General features: G+C 68.2%; 14 protein-coding genes. 6 read left to right on the plus strand and 8 right to left on the minus strand.

The window, feature by feature from the left end; genetic code table 11:
- Window positions 1-55: 55 nt before the first annotated feature.
- The gene (locus tag A6B37_RS01870; protein WP_111825522.1) at window positions 56-499 is read right to left on the minus strand and encodes a gamma-glutamylcyclotransferase family protein; all 444 of its coding nucleotides are present in this window, start codon (window positions 497-499) and stop codon (window positions 56-58) included.
- A 137-nt stretch (window positions 500-636) separates the two neighbouring features.
- Here A6B37_RS01870 and clpB point away from each other — a divergent pair, with 137 nt between their 5' ends.
- Window positions 637-3243 (plus strand): ATP-dependent chaperone ClpB, encoded by a 2607-nt coding sequence (gene clpB, locus A6B37_RS01875; protein ID WP_102772235.1) that lies wholly within the window; start codon window positions 637-639, stop codon window positions 3241-3243.
- Window positions 3244-3770: 527 nt separating this feature from the next.
- Here the strand turns inward: clpB and A6B37_RS01880 are convergent.
- The 7 genes from A6B37_RS01880 to A6B37_RS01910 are packed head-to-tail and all read right to left on the minus strand — an operon-like array spanning window position 3771 to window position 10659.
- Window positions 3771-4118, minus strand: a complete 348-nt coding sequence (locus A6B37_RS01880; RefSeq protein ID WP_111824750.1) for a Rieske 2Fe-2S domain-containing protein — start codon at window positions 4116-4118, stop codon at window positions 3771-3773.
- On the minus strand, window positions 4093-4965 hold the full coding sequence (locus tag A6B37_RS01885) for an intradiol ring-cleavage dioxygenase (RefSeq protein WP_111824751.1): 873 nt from the start codon (window positions 4963-4965) through the stop codon (window positions 4093-4095). The genes A6B37_RS01880 and A6B37_RS01885 overlap by 26 nt, the downstream gene beginning before the upstream one ends.
- 20 nt (window positions 4966-4985) lie before the next feature.
- Complete coding sequence (locus A6B37_RS01890; protein WP_111824752.1) at window positions 4986-6446, minus strand: aldehyde dehydrogenase family protein; 1461 nt, start codon at window positions 6444-6446, stop codon at window positions 4986-4988.
- A 33-nt stretch (window positions 6447-6479) separates the two neighbouring features.
- Window positions 6480-7499, minus strand: coding sequence for a hydroxyquinol 1,2-dioxygenase (locus tag A6B37_RS01895; RefSeq protein WP_102772231.1), 1020 nt, complete (start codon window positions 7497-7499; stop codon window positions 6480-6482).
- Between the two features lie 43 nt (window positions 7500-7542).
- On the minus strand, window positions 7543-8037 hold the full coding sequence (locus A6B37_RS01900; RefSeq protein ID WP_102772230.1) for a hydroxyquinol 1,2-dioxygenase: 495 nt from the start codon (window positions 8035-8037) through the stop codon (window positions 7543-7545).
- A gap of 23 nt (window positions 8038-8060) precedes the next feature.
- Entirely contained in the window at window positions 8061-9029 is a 969-nt protein-coding gene (locus A6B37_RS01905; RefSeq protein ID WP_111824753.1) for a tripartite tricarboxylate transporter substrate binding protein, read from the minus strand.
- 52 nt (window positions 9030-9081) lie between these two features.
- A complete protein-coding gene (locus A6B37_RS01910) occupies window positions 9082-10659 on the minus strand; it encodes an alkaline phosphatase family protein (RefSeq protein WP_111824754.1) in 1578 nt (525 codons plus the stop codon).
- A gap of 141 nt (window positions 10660-10800) precedes the next feature.
- Here A6B37_RS01910 and A6B37_RS01915 point away from each other — a divergent pair, with 141 nt between their 5' ends.
- From A6B37_RS01915 to A6B37_RS01935, 5 genes are all read left to right on the plus strand, one after another.
- Entirely contained in the window at window positions 10801-11619 is an 819-nt protein-coding gene (locus A6B37_RS01915) for an IclR family transcriptional regulator C-terminal domain-containing protein (protein WP_111824755.1), read from the plus strand.
- Window positions 11620-11726: 107 nt separating this feature from the next.
- Entirely contained in the window at window positions 11727-12602 is an 876-nt protein-coding gene (locus tag A6B37_RS01920; RefSeq protein ID WP_111824756.1) for an NAD(P)-dependent oxidoreductase, read from the plus strand.
- A gap of 53 nt (window positions 12603-12655) precedes the next feature.
- Complete coding sequence (locus A6B37_RS01925; RefSeq protein ID WP_102772226.1) at window positions 12656-13621, plus strand: tripartite tricarboxylate transporter substrate binding protein; 966 nt, start codon at window positions 12656-12658, stop codon at window positions 13619-13621.
- Window positions 13622-13657: 36 nt separating this feature from the next.
- On the plus strand, window positions 13658-14335 hold the full coding sequence (locus tag A6B37_RS01930; protein ID WP_111824757.1) for an RraA family protein: 678 nt from the start codon (window positions 13658-13660) through the stop codon (window positions 14333-14335).
- Window positions 14332-15396, plus strand: a complete 1065-nt coding sequence (locus A6B37_RS01935; protein ID WP_111824758.1) for an NAD(P)-dependent oxidoreductase — start codon at window positions 14332-14334, stop codon at window positions 15394-15396. Before A6B37_RS01930 ends, A6B37_RS01935 begins: the two co-directional genes overlap by 4 nt.
- The last annotated feature ends 21 nt before the right edge of the window (window positions 15397-15417 follow it).

A 15417-nucleotide genomic window follows, 5' to 3' on the forward strand; every position in this document is an offset into this window, starting at 1 on the left:
ACGACCAGAATGGGAGGTGAAGCGCGAAGATGCTTGCTATTGTAGTCCGTTGTTACTACGACGTCTTATCGATGTGGCGCGCCTGCCTCACCATTCGGTAACGAATCCAGTCATCGGCCGCGATGTCCACCGCCGCGCCGCGTAACGCCGGGTCAATGGGGTAGTACTGGCAAGCCAGGCTGCGCACCGGCGACGGAGGCTCCAGGCGCGCGCGGACCTCGCGCCGCACGAAGCAGCCCGGCAGGGCGGGATCGTATTCCTCGATTTCGTCCATCAGGGCGAGCAGGGGCGGTTCCACCAGGAAGACGTCGCCGCGCACCCGGCGGCCGTCCTCCACGGGGATCAGGCCCGGCCAGTCGCCGAAATCCACCAGGCGGCCCGGCACGCTGGCCGGACCGACGTAGCGGGCCGCGGGCAGGCCGCGGCGGGCGGCCGCCAGCGCCAGGTCGTTGATTTCGCCGGCGCGTAGCGTGCCGTAGACAAAAACGTATATGCTCATGAACGACATTATGGCTGCAGGTCGAAGAAACCATGGCGCGCGCACGGTGTTGAAATTCGGGCACCCGGCCGCATATTCAGCTTATCGAGCCCGCCGGCATGTATCGGTCAGGCTCCCCCACAAGCCAATAGACCATTATGCGATTCGACAAACTCACCACCAAGTTCCAGCAAGCCCTGGCCGACGCCCAGAGTCTGGCCGCGCGCAATGACCACCCCTACATCGAGCCCATCCACGTGCTCTCGGCCCTGCTGTCGGATGCCGACAGCGGCGCCGGCAGCCTGCTGGCGCGGGCCGGCGTGGCGGTGAACCGGCTGCAGCCGGCCATCGACAGCGCCCTGAAGTCCCTGCCGCAGGTGCAGGGCGAAGACAACGTCCAGGTCGGCCGCGACCTGCAGGGCGTGCTCACCCGCACCGACAAGGAAGCCGCGCGCCGTGGCGACACCTACATCGCCAGCGAGCTGTTCCTGCTGGCCCTGGCCGACGACAAGGGCGAGGCCGGCCGCATCCTGCGCGAGGCGGGCCTGCAGAAAAAGGCCCTGGAAGCCGCGATCGAGGCCGTGCGCGGCGGCGAGAACGTGTCCGCCGCCGAAGGCGAATCCAACCGCGAAGCCCTGTCCAAGTACACCATGGACCTGACCGAGCGCGCCCGCCAGGGCAAGCTCGACCCGGTCATCGGCCGCGACGACGAAATCCGCCGCACCATCCAGATCCTGCAGCGCCGCACCAAGAACAACCCGGTGCTGATCGGCGAACCCGGCGTGGGCAAGACCGCCATCGTCGAAGGCCTGGCGCAGCGCATCGTCAACGACGAGGTGCCGGAAACCCTGCGCGGCAAGCGCGTGCTGTCGCTGGACCTGGCCGCGCTGCTGGCCGGCGCCAAGTTCCGCGGCGAATTCGAAGAGCGCCTGAAGGCCGTGCTCAAGGAGCTGGCCCAGGACGACGGCAGCAACATCGTCTTCATCGACGAGCTGCACACCATGGTGGGCGCGGGCAAGGCCGAGGGCGCGATGGACGCCGGCAACATGCTCAAGCCGGCGCTGGCGCGCGGCGAGCTGCACTGCATCGGCGCGACCACGCTGGACGAATACCGCAAGTACATCGAAAAGGACGCGGCGCTGGAGCGGCGCTTCCAGAAGGTGCTGGTCGACGAACCGGACGTGGAGTCCACCATCGCCATCCTGCGCGGGCTGCAGGAACGCTATGAAATTCACCACGGCGTCGAGATCACCGACCCGGCCATCGTGGCCGCGGCCGAGCTGTCGCACCGCTACATTACCGACCGCTTCCTGCCCGACAAGGCCATCGACCTGATCGACGAGGCCGGCGCGCGCATCCGCATGGAAATCGATTCCAAGCCGGAAGTGATGGACAAGCTGGACCGCCGCATCATCCAGCTCAAGATCGAGCGCGAGGCCGTCAAGAAGGAAACCGACGACGCTTCCAAGCGCCGCCTGGGCGCGATCGAGGACGAGCTCGAAAAGCTGCAGCGCGAATACAACGACTTCGAGGAAATCTGGAAGGCCGAGAAGGCCGCCGTGCAGGGCACGCAGGCCATCAAGGAAGAGATCGACAGCGTGCGCGCCGAGATGGCGGAACTGCAGCGCAAGGGCCAGTTCGACAAGCTGGCCGAGCTGCAGTACGGCAAGCTGCCCGACCTGGAGGCGCGCCTGAAGGCGGCGGAAGTGGGCGCGGCCGAAGCCGCCGAGGAAGCCGAGGGCGGCGAAGGGCGTCCGCGCCTGCTGCGCACCCGCGTCGGCGCCGAGGAAATCGCCGAGGTCGTGTCGCGCGCCACCGGCATCCCGGTGTCCAAGATGATGCAGGGTGAACGCGAGAAGCTGCTGCACATGGAGGAATACCTGCACAAGCGCGTGGTCGGCCAGGACGAGGCCGTGCGCCTGGTGTCCGACGCGATCCGGCGTTCGCGCGCCGGCCTGGCGGACCCGTCGCGCCCCTACGGCTCGTTCCTGTTCCTGGGCCCCACCGGCGTGGGCAAGACCGAGCTGACGCGCGCGCTGGCGGAATTCCTGTTCGACTCCGAAGAGCACATGATCCGCATCGACATGAGCGAATTCATGGAGAAGCACTCGGTGGCGCGGCTGATCGGCGCGCCGCCGGGATACGTGGGTTACGAAGAGGGCGGCTACCTGACCGAGGCCGTGCGCCGCAAGCCGTACAGCGTGGTGCTGCTGGACGAAGTGGAAAAGGCGCACCCGGACGTCTTCAACGTGCTGCTGCAGGTGCTGGACGACGGCCGCCTGACCGACGGCCAGGGCCGCACCGTGGACTTCCGCAACACCGTCATCGTGATGACTTCCAACCTGGGCTCGCACCATATCCAGAGCCTGGCGGGCAAGCCCTACGAAGTGGTCAAGGAAGTGGTGTGGGACGAACTCAAGCAGACCCTGCGTCCGGAGTTCCTCAACCGCATCGACGAGGTGGTCGTGTTCCATGGCCTGGAAGCGCAGCACATCGAATCGATCGCCCGTATCCAGCTGCGCCGCCTCGGCGAGCGCCTGGAGCGCCAGGAAATGCGCCTGGAGGTCAGCGAACCCGCGCTGGCCGAACTGGCCCGCTCCGGCTTCGATCCGGTGTTCGGCGCGCGCCCCTTGAAGCGCGCGATCCAGCAGCAGATCGAAAACCCGGTCGCGAAGCTGATCCTCGAAGGCCGCTTCGGCCCGCGCGACGTGGTGCCGGTGGACTGGCAGGACGGCCAGTTCGTCTTCACGCGCACCTTGCAGTAGGATGGGTGCAGCGCGAGAGTTCCCGTAGAAGAACTCTCGCGCCGAACGCGCGAAACCCATCAGCCGGCGTAAGCCGGCTTTTTTTTCTTGCCACGAAAGGCGGCGGCTTTCGCCGCCTGATGGGTTTCGCGCGCTGGAAGATTGGGTTCTTGCTCAAGGATTCTCGCGCTGCACCCATCCTACGGGAGACCGCCAAAACGCGCGTAACCCGTCGGTCGGGCTTTTTGCGCTTGCGACGAAAGGCGGCGGCTGGTGCCGCCTGATGGGTTTCGCGCGCTTGATGGTTGAGTTCTTGCTTAAGGATTCTCGCGCTGTACCCATCCTACGGGGAGGCGTTCTTGGGCGTAGGATGGGTGCAGCGCGGCAGGGTAAAGGCGAGAACGCGGACGCCGAACGCGCGAAACCCATCAGCCGGCGTAAGCCGGCTTTTTTTTCTTGCCACGAAAGGCGGCGGCTTTCGCTGCCTGATGGGTTTCGCGCGCTGGAAGATTGGGTTCTTGCTTAAGGATTCTCGCGCTGCACCCATCCTACGCCGGGTACACCACCCCCGCCGCAATGCGCACCGGGTACGGGTCCAGCGCCGCGCCCTGGCATGGGCCTTCTATGCACTGGCCGTCCTCGAAGCGGAACAGGGCCGAATGGTGGGCGCACATCATCACCCGGCCTTCGTAGGTCAGCACGCCGCCATGCGCCGCGCCCAGCGTGATGGAGAAGTGCGGGCAGCGGTTCAGGTAGCCCCATACCGCCTCCCCCCGCCGCACCAGGATCACGGACTGCGCGCCCGCGCTGACCGTGTGCGATCCGCCGTCGGGCACGTCTTCGACCCGGCATAGCGCCCCGGCGCGTTGTTCAGGCTCGCGGCAGCACGAAGTCATATTGCCCCTCGTGGAACCCCGACCGGAATCCGTAGCGCGCCGCCAGCGGCGAGTCCGCGCCGCGCGGCTCGTACTGCACCACCAGCGACGGCTTGACGCCGAACACGGCGTCGGAGGCGAGGTAGGGATCGCCGGCATTGAACAGGTGCGTGACCAGCGTCTGGTGGTCCGGCGCCTCGATCATGAAATGCAGGTGGGCGGGCCGGAAGATGTGCCGGCCGGTGGCCGCCATCATGCGGCCCACGGGCCCGTCTCCCGGAATGGGATAGGACACCGGCAGGATGGTGCGTATCGCGTAGTAGCCGGTGTCGTCCGCGCGATAGCGGCCGCGCAGGTTGCCTTCGGGCTGGGCCGTGTCCTGGCCGGAGTACATGCCGTTGGCGGCCGTCTGCCACACATCGAGCACGGCGCCGGCCAGCGGCCGGCCCTCGGTGTCGCGGACGTACCCATGAACCAGCGCCGGCTCGCCGGGCGTCTGCGCCATGTCTTCGCCCGCGGCCCGGTCCGGCATGCCGGCGATGTAGAAGGGGCCGAACACGGTGCTTTCGGTGGCGTGGCCCGGCTTGCGGTGGTTGATGGCGTCGACCAGCATGGAGACGCCCAGCGTGTCGGACAGCAGGATGAACTCCTGCCGCACCACGCCGTCACAGATCTGCCCCGTTTCGGTCAGAAACCGGATGGCCGCCATCCATTCGGCTTCGGTCGGTTCCACGTCCGAGACGAAGGCATGCAGGTGGCGCACCAGCGACTGCATCAGCTGGCGCAGCCGCGGGTCCGGCGTCCGGGCGAAGGTGTCGAGGACGGTTTCGGTGAGGACGGCTTCCGGGTCTCGGGTGGCGGTGTTCATGGGAGACTCCTGTCGATGGCTCAACGCTTGAAGTAGGGCGGCACCGCGGCGTCCACATTCACCCAGACGGATTTGGCCTCGGTGTAGTCGTGCATGGCCTCGAAGCCCATCTCGCGGCCATAGCCGGACTGGCCCATGCCGCCGAAGGGACTGCCCGGATTCACCCGTTTGTAGCAGTTTATCCAGCACATGCCGGCGCGGATGGCGTCCGCGACCTTGTGCGCGCGCGCCAGGTCGCGCGTCCACAGCCCGCTGCCCAGCCCGTAGTCGGTCGCATTGGCGATGGCGACGGCTTCTTCGTCGCTGCCGAAGCGCAGCACGGTGACGAAGGGGCCGAAGACTTCTTCCTGCGCGACGCGGTCCTGCGGTTTGGCCTCCACCACCGTCGGGGCCACGAAATAGCCCGCGGACAGCGCCCCGTCGGGCGCCTTGCCGCCGGCCAGCACGCGCCCGCCCTGTTCGGTGGCGATCTGCACGTAGGACAGCACTTTGTCGCGATGCTGCGCCGAGGTCAGCGGGCCCATTTCCGTGTCGGGCGAGCGCGGATCGCCCAGGCGGATGGAGTTCGCCAGCCGGGTGAAGCGTTCGAGGAATTCGTCGGCGATCCTGTCGTGCAGCATCAGCCGCGAGCCGGCGATGCAGGCCTGGCCCTGGTTGTGGAAGATGGCCCAGGCTGCGCCGTTGACCGCGGCGTCGAGGTTGGCGTCCTCGAAGACGATGTTGGCGCCCTTGCCGCCCAGTTCGAGCTGCACGCGCTTGAGGTTGCCCTTGGACGCCTCGACGATGCGCCGGCCGGTGGCGGTCGAGCCGGTGAAGGCGATCTTGCCCACGTCCGGATGCTCGGCCAGGCGCTGGCCGGCGGTATGGCCATAGCCCGGGACCACGTTGACGACGCCATCGGGAAAGCCGACCTCGGCCATGAGTTCGGCGATGCGCAGCGTCGACAGCGGCGTGAGCTCCGACGGCTTGATCACGACGGTGTTGCCGGCGGCCAGCGCCGGGCCCATTTTCCAGCTGGTGAACATCAGCGGGAAGTTCCACGGCACGATCTGGCCCACCACGCCGATCGGCGCGCGCTGCACGTAGTTCAGAAAGCCCGCTTCCACCGGGATGACGCTGCCCAGCAGCTTGTCGGCCATGCCGCCGAAGTAGCGGAAGCAGGCGGCGGTCCGCGGCACGTCCAGGCCGCGCGTATCGCGGATGGGATGGCCGGTGTCCAGGGTTTCCAGCTGCGCCAGCTCTTCGGCGTTGGCTTCGATCCTGTCGGCGAGCTTGAGCAACAGGTGTCCGCGGTCGGCCGCCGCCATCCGCGACCAGGCGGGAAACGCGCGCTGCGCCGCTGCGACGGCGCGGTCCACGTCGGCCGCCTCGGCGGCGGCGATGGCGGTGATGAGGGCGCCGTCGTAAGGATTCAGCACATCGATGGTGCCGCCGGCGGCCGCGTCCACGAACTTGCCGTCGATGAAGAGTTTGTTCTGCATGGTTGATGATTCGCTGAAGAGTGTGGGTAAGGCTCAGAAGGCGACCGGATACGGCGGGAGTTCGCCGCTTTCGTAGCGCTGGGGCAGGTCGGGCGTGGCGTTCTCCCAGACCAGCAGCATGGAGCGCTTGGTCGAATAGCCCTGGTGGCGGATGTCGGCCGGCATGGCGCAGACGTCGCCGGCGCGCATCGTGACCCGCGCGCGCGGCGCGCCGGTTTCCTTGTCGCCGATGTCCCAGACGATCTCGTCGGACAGCTGCAGGAACCATTCCACCCGGTCGTTGCCGTGGAACACCGGCAGGATGAACTCCTCGGTCGTGGGGCAGAACAGGCTGGCGCCGCACACCGAGGTGACCGAGGGGTTCCAGGTCACGTCCGAGCGCGACAGGTACTTGAACAGGTTGAAGGCGTGCAGCTGGCCTTCGAAGCCGGGTTCGACGTGGACCTCCGGCTCTTCCTGGGTCACGTCCGCGAACGCGCGGTTGACCGGCAGGTCGTCGCGCAGGGGCGAATCCCCGGGCAGGCCGGGCATGCGCCGGGTGGCGATCCGCGAACGTTCGATGGCGTCCGCGTTGTCGCCGCGCTTGCGGCCGAAGGCGGTGCCGGTTTCTTCCGGCGCGGCGAAGGGATCGAAACCTTCGTTGGTCCAGTCGTGCAGCATGGCCTTGAACGTGGCCATGATGAGCGGGGTGTCGAAGGTCTCGGTGTAGTCCACGCCGGCCGCCTTCATGACGCCGTTGAACGAGCCGGCGTAGACGTCGACCTTGCCGTAGTGGTTGCGGGTGCCGAATACGTGGTCGAAGTTCACCCAGCCGTAGAAGAAGCCCCAGGCCACGTCCCGCATCAGGGCGCGCAGGAACGCGTCGGCGGGCATGGCGTGGGTGCGCGTCTGGCCGTTGGCCGGCCAGTGAATCTTGGCGAAGTATTCGTCGCGGGTGAAGGTGAAGGCGCCGAGATCGAAGCGCTTGTAGCCGGTCGCGGCGTCGGCGGCGCTGGCCTGGACCTTGTCGGCGGCGAAAGCGGGGGCGGGGGTATCGGTGGCGAGCTGGGCCATGTCGGTTCTCCAGATGGAAAGAATCGTGGGGGAGGGCGGAGGGCTACTGCAGGCAGATGTCCGCCCACTTCTCGACGGACAGTTCGCCCAGGCGGGTGTGCAGCAGCAGGACGCCCGGCAGCGCGGCGGTGAAGCGGTAGGCGCAGCCCGCGGGCAGCAGGCACTGGTGTCCGCGGCCCAGCTTCACGTGTCCCATCGGCCGGCCGGCGGGGTTTTCGCCCGCGAGCACGGCGCCTTCGCCCGCGGCCGGCGGCTGGTCCAGGGCCAGGAATTCGACCTGCGCCACGCCGTCCATGAGGATGGCGAACTCGTCGTGGCTGCAGACGTACCAGGGCGACACGCCTTCGGCCCGCACGGTCTCGATGACGTACTCCAGGTTCTTGCCCACGACGATCTTCTCGTAGGGCGCGGCGCCGTCGGCCACTTCGAATATGTTGGAAAAAACATAGTGGCGGGGCGATCCGGTGGTGATCTCGATAGAGCCTTTCCGGTAGTTCTTCAGCGAGCCGAAGACGGTGGGCGTTGCGGTCGTGTTCATGGGGTCTCCAATATCGTTCAGGTTCAGTTCACCTGCAGGTGAATCTTCTGGATGACGGCGTTCCATTTGGCGGTGTCGTCGCGCAACCGGCTGGCCGTCTGCTCGGGCGATTCCGGACGCGGGTCCAGGTCGTTGGCCTGCAGCTTCTGCTTGACGTCCGGCCGGGCCAGGGCCTGCGCCACCGCGTCGTTCATGCGGTTGACGATGGCCGCCGGCGTGCCCTTGGGCGCGAACAGCATTTCTCGGAAGGTGGCGTCGTAGCCCGCGACGCCGGCCTGCTGCATGGTGGGCACGTCCGGCGCCTGCACCGAGCGCGTGTCGCCCGATACCGCCAGCCCGTTCAGCTTGCCGGCGGACACGTAGGACGCGACCACGGGCGAGGCGAGGTAGCCGCAGGGCACCTGGCCGGCCAGCACGTCCTGGGTGGCCGGCGACGGCCCTTTGTACGGGACGTGCATGACGTTGAGGCCCGCGCCGGACAGGTACAGCTCCATCGCCAGATGGCCGGGCACGCCCTGGCCGCCGGACGCGTAGCTGAGCGCGCCGGGCGCCTTTCTGGCCTCGGCGTCGAGCTGGGCCAGCGTGCGCAGGCCCGACGAGGGGCCGCACACCAGCATCTGGTTGAAGTTGGCCAGCGCCACGACCGGCGTCAGGTCCTCGGCCTTGAAATTGAGCTTGCGATAGATGGCCGGGTTGATGGTGACCACCGTATCGGGCGCCTGCAGAAAGGTGTAGCCGTCGGCGGCCGCCCGGGCCACCGCTTCCGCGCCGATATTGCCGCCCGCGCCGGGGCGGTTTTCCACGACGAGGGGCTGCTTGAGCGTCTGTCCGACCGCCTCGGCCACGATGCGCGCGGTCGTGTCGCCGGGCGAGCCCGCCGGAAACGCCACCACCACGCGGATGGGGCGCGCCGGCCAGTCGTCCTGCGCATGGGCGTACGGTCCTGTGCCGGCGGCGATACAGGCCGCCAGCGCAAGTAGCTGCGATTTCATGTTGTCTCCTTCCGTATGTTTTTTTCAGGCGCCCTGGTACGGGCGCGCTGTGTCACCACCTGCCGATATGGATGCCTGTCGACTCCTCCTTGCGCGTCCATGCCGCCATCGTCTCGCCGCTGACCGTGGGGTGTATCCGGCGGTTGCGCAGCCACTCGAACAGCAGGGCCTGGTAACGCTCGCGAACGGCGGCGTAAGCGGGGTCCGCGCCCAGGTCGTCGAATTCGTCGGGGTCGGCGCGCAGGTCGAAGAGCTGCGGACGCAAGCCCTCGAAATGCACGTACTTCCAGTCGTGGTCGCGCACCATGTAGGCGTGGCAGCCGTCGGCGGGCCGGTTCAGCGGTTCGCGCACGCAGTCGCGGAACGCATAGTCGTTTTCCGAGTACACGGCGTTGCGCCACTCGGCCGGGGCATTGCCCTGCAATAGCGGCAGCAGCGAACGTCCTTCCAGAATGTGGCCGGGGATGTCCGCCTTGTAGGCGTCCAGGATCGTGGGGACCAGGTCGATGGCTTCCACCAGCCGCGATTCCACGACGCCGCGCGGCACGCCGTCGCCCGGCAGGCGGATGATGAGCGGCACCTTGGCCACGCAATCGTGGAAGAGCTCCTTCTCGCCCATGTAGTGGTCGCCCAGGTAGTCGCCGTGGTCGCTGCTGAAAATGATCATGGTGTCCCGGTCGCGCCCGCTGCGCCGCAGGTAGTCGAACAGCACGCCCAATTGGTCGTCCACCTGCTTGATGAGTCCCATGTAGGTGGGGATGACGGTCTCGCGCACTTCGTCGCGGGAGAAGCTCTGGCTCACCTCCGTGCGGCGGTAGCCCTGCAGCACGGGGTGCGCATGCTCCAGTTCGCGGGGGCTGCGCTTGACGGCCTGCACGTCGTCTTTCGAGTACATGGCGTGATAGGGCGCCGGCGCGACGTAGGGCCAGTGCGGTTTGATGTAGGACAGGTGCAGCACCCAGGGCCGGTCGCCGCTTTCTTCGATGAACTCGATCGCGCGCCGCGTCATGTAGGGCGTTTCGGAGTCCTCTTCGCGCACGCGGGCGGGCAGGGCGGCGTGGCGCATGTTCCAGCCCGACAGAATCTCGCCGTTCTGGCCCAGCGCCGAGTTGGCGTGATCGTGCCAGGGATTGGCGCCGTCATAGCCGCGCTGGCGCAGGTATTGGCCGTAGCGGTGCGCCTCGGTGCTGAAGCCGTCGGGCCAGATGCCGTCGTCGCGGTCGTAGGGTTCGAATCCGCCTTCCATCGCCAGCGTGCCGATGGCGCTGGCGGGGTCGATCCCCAGGCGGCGCAGGCCGGCCATGTCCGGTTCCATGTGCGTCTTGCCGGCCACCGCCACGCGCACGCCCAGCGGGTTCAGGTAATCGCCCAGCGTCAGTTCGCTGACCGGCATGGGCACGAAGTTCCATACCGCGCCGTGGCTGGTGACGTAGCGGCCGGTGTAGTAGGACATGCGCGACGGGCCGCAGACCGGGCCCTGCACGAAGGCGTTGTCGAAACGCACGCCCTCGGCGGCCAGCCGGTCGATGTTGGGGGTGCGCAGGCGCGGGTGTCCATAGCAGGACAGATAGTCCCAGCGCAGTTGGTCGCACATGATCCACAGCACATTGCGTACAGCCTGTCCGCCCATTCCAGCCTCTCGTCCCGGTTCGCCAGCCACATCGGCCTGCGATAGACGCCACGATATTTGGAGCGGGCTGGGCGGCTCAAGCAGGTTTTGCTAGAGTTTCACCGAGTGAAATCCGCGGATGCGCGGAAAAAGGGAGACGCAATGACCCGCTGGGCCCCGAAGGTGAAGACGATAGACGCGCTGGAGCGCGGCCTGATCGTGCTGGACGAGGTGCGCGCCTCGCAGGGCGCGAGCCTGCAGGAATTGCACATGCGCACCGGCTACGCCAAGGCCACGCTGCTGCGCATCCTGGCGACGCTGCAATTGCGCGGCCTGATCTGGCGGCGGATCGCCGACGACTATTTCTGTCCGGCCAGCTCGCTCAACGAACCCAGCCGGCGCGCGCGCGTGCTGGACCTGCTGGGCCAGTGCGCGGCGCCCGAACTGGACCGCCTGCAGGCCAAGGTGCTGTGGCCGTCGGACCTGACGGTGCGCCGCGGCAGCGCGATGATCGTGCGCGAGACCAACCGCAGCCAGTCGTACTTCACGATACGCAGGGACAACATCGGCTTCCAGATCAACATGCTGCGCTCCGCCGTGGGCCGCGCCTATCTGGCGTTCTGCGCCGACAAGGAGCGCGAGTCGATCCTGGCGGCGCTGCGCCGCAGCCGCCGCGAGGGCGACGCGCTGGCGCACGATAGCGCCGCCGTGGACAGGATGCTGGAGCAGACTCGCCGCCAGGGCTACGGGCTGCGCGAGCAGCGCTTCGGCGGCGACTACGACAAGCCGCGCAGGGACCAGAACGACAGGCTGGAGGCCATCGCCGTTCCCATCATGGCCGCGCCGGGGCGGCTCTACGGTTGCGTGAACATCGTGTGGATACAGGGCGTGCGCACCGCCGACCAGATGGTCGAGCAGTGCCTGGAGCCGCTGTGCCGCACGGCCCGCGCCATCTCGGCCGGCATGACTCGCCGCGCTTGAGGCAATATTGTTTTTTTAATGTATTAAACCTACGGGTTATTACTGATAAGTTTCTGCGTATTTTCGTTCTATAAACGCATCATTGTATTTTTTATGTATTTATAGAAATGAAAATCGCCTTGCTGGGTTGCGGTGAAGTGGGGTCCTGCTACGCGCAGGCGTGGACCGATGCCGGCCATCGAATGGCCGGCATCTGCGATCTGCGCCAGGACGAGGAAATGACCGCGCGCGCGCGCCGCTATGGCGCCGGACTGCACGCGGCGCCCGGACCCTGGCTGCGCGAGGCCGACATCGTGGTGTCGGCCGTGTACGGCCACGCCGCGCGCGAGGTGGCGCAGCAGAGCTTCCCCCACATGCGCGCCGACGCCGTCTACGCCGACTTCACCACGGCCGGCGCGGCCGACATGCAGGCCGCCGCGGCGGCCGCCGCCGCGCAGGGCATCGATTTCACCGACGTGGCGATCATGGGCGCCATCGCCTTGCTGGCCGAGCGCACGCCCTTGCTGTGCGCCGGCACGGGCGCCGACGCCGTGCTGCGCCTGGCCGAGAGCGGCGGGGCGCCGGCGCGCGCCATCGCCGGCGCGGCGGGCGACGCCGTGCGGCTGAAGCTGCTGCGCAGCATCATGACCAAGGGCATGGAAAGCCTGGCGGTGGAATGCCTGGTGGCGGCCGAATCCATGGGGCTGCGCGCCTCGCTCTACGAAGTGCTGGCGGACATCGACCGCACGCCGCTGACCGCCTTCATGGATTCCTTCATCCGTTCGCACGTGCTGCACGCCGGCCGCCGGCATGCCGAAGTCCGCGAGGCGCGCGAGCAACTGGTCGAGGCCGGGCTGGAACCGCTGGTGCTCGACGGCGTGGAGCGGCTGTTCGCGCGCACCAGCCGCGGCATAGACGCGGCCCGGGCCCAGGGCGATTTCGACGTGCCGGATTCGGTGGACGCGCGCCTGGCCTGGCTGGCGCCGTTGGCGCAGCGGCGCTGAGCGCGCCGCGTGGAACTGCCAGTCAAAAAAAATCAAACCGTGTGAGGAAGACGATGAAACGCTTGAAGAACCTGTTGGCCGCCACGCTCGTGCTGGGCTGCGCCGCTGTGAACGCCGCCGACATGGGCGCGGCGCCCATTACCCTGATCTCCCCGTTTCCGCCCGGCGGCGGCACCGACACGCTGACGCGCATGATGGCCAGCGCAATCGGCCAGGACCGCGGCTGGAACATGGTGGTGGAGAACAAGCCCGGCGCCGGCGGCAACCTGGCGCTGGACGCCACCGCCCGTGCCCGCCCCGACGGCCACACGCTGGTGATGGCCCAGACCGACAACATCGTGCTGAACCCCTGGCTCTACAACAAGCTCAGCTACGACACCTTCAAGGATTTCAGGCCGGTCGGGCCAGTGGCGACTTCGCCCAGCGTGTTCGTGGTGCTGCCCGACTCGCCGTTCAAGACGGTGGCCGACGTGGTCAAGGCGGCGCAGGCCCGTCCCGGCCAGGTTTCGCTGGGCATTCCCGGCATCGGCGGCACCGGCGACCTGACCGGCTATCTGTGGCGCAAGGCCGCGAACATCGAATTGATGCACGTGCCGTACCGCGGCTGGGGCCAGGCGTTCCCGGACCTGGCCAGCGGCCGGATCGACATGTACGTGGGCTCGGTGGCTTCGCTGCTTCCGCAGATCCGCGGCGGCAAGGTGCGCGCGCTGGCCGTGGTCGCCAAGGACCGCGCGCCGGCCTTGCCCGACGTGCCGACGTTCGCGGAGAACGGATTCAAGGGCCTGGACCAGTCGATCTGGTGGGGCCTGATGGCGCCGGCCAAGACGCCGGACGACGTGGTCGCCACGCTGAACCAGGCCCTGCAGGCCGTGCAGTCCAACCCCGAACTGGTGAAGAAGCTGGAAGACGCCGGCTACAGCATCCTCAAGGGCACGCCCGACGACCTGGCGCGCCAGCACCGCGCCGACCACGAGATCTTCGGCAAGGTCGTGCAGGACGCCGGCATTCCCAAGCAGTGACCGCGAGCCATCGCAATTTTCCAGACAGGAGCAAAGATGATCGGTTTTGAGATCCATGCCCGCAAGCGCGCGGTGAGCAGGCAGACCGTGGAGAAGTTCAGCGGCATTCCGGTGGCCAACATCAGCGATTGCATGTCGCGCATGGCGGCGGGCGGCGCGCGCCTGCGGCCCATGCACGACGGCCGTCCGATGGCCGGCCCGGCCCTGACCGTGCGCACCCGGCCCGGCGACAATCTGCTGGTGCACAAGGCGCTGGAGCTGGCCCAGCCCGGCGACGTGATCGTGGTGGACGCGGGCGGCGACCTGACCAACGCGATCATCGGCGAAATCATGACCAGCTATGCGCAGGCGCGCGGCCTCGCCGGCATCGTGATCAACGGCGCCATCCGCGACTGCGGCGCGATACGGCGCGGCTCGTTCCCGGTCTACGCGGCCGGCGTGACGCACCGCGGACCCTACAAGGACGGGCCGGGCGAGATCAATGGCGTCATCGCGCTGGACGGCATGACGATCGCGCCGGGCGACCTGATCGTCGGAGACGACGACGGCCTGCTGTCGATCCCGTACGAGCAGACCGAGGCGCTTTATCAGGCGGCCTCGTCCAAGCACGAAGTGGAAACCAAGATGCTGGCGGACATCGCCGCCGGCAGGCTGGATACCTCGTGGATCGACGCCAGGCTCAAAGCCCTGGGCTGCACGGAGCGGCAGGCATGAGCGCAGCGCCGCGGCCGAAGGACACGATGCGCGTGGCCCGGCTGGATCTGTGGATCGACCCGGCGTTCGACGCGGACATCGGGCGCGAGCCGGGCCTCGCCCTGCAGGTGCTGCCCGCGCATGGCGACGCCGTCACGGCGGCCGGCTTGGCCGGCGCGCACGCCTACCACGTCAGCGCGGCCAAGGACGAGGTGCCCGCGCGCTGGCAGGTGTCGGAAAGCCTGCTGGCCGCATGCCCGCGGTTGCTGTGCGTGTCCTCCGGCGGCGCCGGCTACGACACGGTGGACGTGGCGGCCTGCACGCGGGCCGGCGTGGCCGTGGTCAACCAGGCCGGCGCGAATGCGGCCTCGGTGGCGGAAATGACCTACGCCTTGCTGCTGGCGCTGGTCAAGCGCCTGCGCGCCTCCCAGGCCGCGCTGCTGGCGGGAACCGCCGCCACGCGCGAGGCGCTGATGGGGCATGAAATCGAAGGCCGGGTGCTGGGCCTGGTGGGCATCGGCGAAATCGGCGCCAGAGTGGCGCGCGCCGCCGCCGGTTTCGGCATGCGCGTCCTCGCCTGCGATCCGCTGCTGCCGGCCGGGGAAATCCGACGCCGCGGCGCCGAACCGGCGGACCTGGCGGCGCTGCTCGACGCGGCCGACGTCGTCAGCCTGCACTGTCCGTTGAACGGCGAGACGCGCGGCATGTTCGGGGCCGAGCAGTTCGGGCGGATGAAGCCAGGCGCGCTTTTCATTTCCACCGCGCGCGGCGGCATCCACGACGAAGACGCGCTGCTGGCGGCGCTGCGGGACGGACGGCTGGCGGGCGCCGGCCTGGACGTCTGGAGCCAGGAGCCGCCGCCGCCGGACCACCCGCTGCTGCTGCGTCCCGACGTGGTGGCGACCTATCACACGGGCGGCGTGACGCACGAAGGCCGGCGCAAGGTGGCGCAAGGGTCCGCGGCCCAGATCGCCGCGATGCTGGCGGGCCGCCGCCCGGCGCGGCTGTTGAATCCGGAGGTCTGGCCCAGGTTCCTGGAGCGGCTGGCGCAGCGCCATGCCCCGCATGGCCTTCCGGTATAGTTCGACTACCTTGTTCCGGAG

The organism is Achromobacter sp. HZ01 (genome assembly GCF_003267925.1).
Taxonomy (GTDB): Bacteria; Pseudomonadota; Gammaproteobacteria; order Burkholderiales; family Burkholderiaceae_B; genus Achromobacter; species Achromobacter pulmonis_A.